1 pseudogene is annotated in these 1,208 nt (G+C 75.5%); it reads right to left on the minus strand.

Annotation, left to right across the window (positions count from 1 at the left end):
• Positions 1–37: 37 nt before the first annotated feature.
• A pseudogene (locus LPA54_RS32670) lies at positions 38–1,009 on the minus strand (chitinase); the annotation flags it as partial.
• Between the last annotated feature and the right edge of the window lie 199 nt (positions 1,010–1,208).

Genomic DNA, 1,208 nt, shown 5'->3' on the forward strand with positions numbered 1-1,208 from the left:
TTCGCCGCCTACCGCTGACCGGCGCCGCCGGCGCCGGTCAGCGGTAGGCGGCGAACGCCCGGGTGAAGGCGAGCGGCTGCTGGAGGATGGAGCTGCACGTCGCGTCGGCGTGGCCGACCTCCCCGGCGGGGCACTGCTTGTCGCGGGTCGAGGACCACATCGACAGCCAGCCGATCCCCTTCGACCGGGCGAAGTCCAGCAGCTCGGTCGCGTCGTCGACCCGGAAGACCTCCGTCGTGACGTCGTTGACGCCGATCATCGGCGTGACGGCCACCGTCTTCCACGCGGCCGCGTCGGACAGCCCGAGCACCCCCTTGAGCTGCGCGTGCGTCGCCGTGGCCGCCTGGACCGCGTACCGGCCCATGTCCCCCGCGTAGGCCGGGCCGTAGTCCATCGCCATGATGTTGACGGCGTCGACGCGGACGCCGTTGCGGCGGGCATCGGCGAGGAGGTCCACGCCCGGCTGGGTGAGGCCCTCCGGCATGACCGGCAGCGTGAACGACACGTCGAGGTCCGGGTGGGACTTCTGGAGCCGGGCGACGGCCTGGGCCCGGCGGGTGTTGGCGGCGGTGTCGGGCAGGGCGGCGCCCTCCACGTCGAAGTCGACCTTGGTGAGCCGGTACGCGTCGACGACCTTCGCGTACGCGGCGGTCAGCTCGGCGGTCGTCGCGCAGTTCAGGGCCAGCTCGCGGCCCGCGGCCCCGCCGAACGACACGCGCACGTCGCCGCCCGCGGCGCGCAGGGCGCCGATCTGCGCGGCGACCCGGTCGTCGGCCAGGGCCGTGACGCCGCCCCAGCGCGGTTCGCAGCCCGCGCCGGCGGTGACGAAGGCGAGGTTGAACTGCTTGACGCCGGTCTTCGCCGCCGTGTCCAGCAGGTCGTACGCCGGATACAGGGACGTGTCGACGTACGGCGCGAAGCGCGCGCCGGCCGCCGGGGCGCCGGTGGGCGCCGGGGTGGTGGGCGCCGGGGCCGTCGGGGTCGGCACGGCGGTGGGGGTGGGGGTGGGGGCGGTGGTCGTCGGGGAGAGGTGGCCGTTGCCGGCCGAGCTGCAGACCGCGAGGGTGAGGGCGGCGACGGAGCCCAGGGCGGCCAGGCGGCGCGGGGATATCCGGCCTCGGCTCGGCTGCGGCTGCATGGGGGGACCTCCGCTCCGCACGGCAGCCGCCGTCTCCGACTGCACCCTCGTGATCACCCTGCGTCACGGG

Source organism: Streptomyces sp. DH12 (assembly GCF_020873895.1).
Lineage (GTDB): Bacteria > Actinomycetota > Actinomycetes > Streptomycetales > Streptomycetaceae > Streptomyces.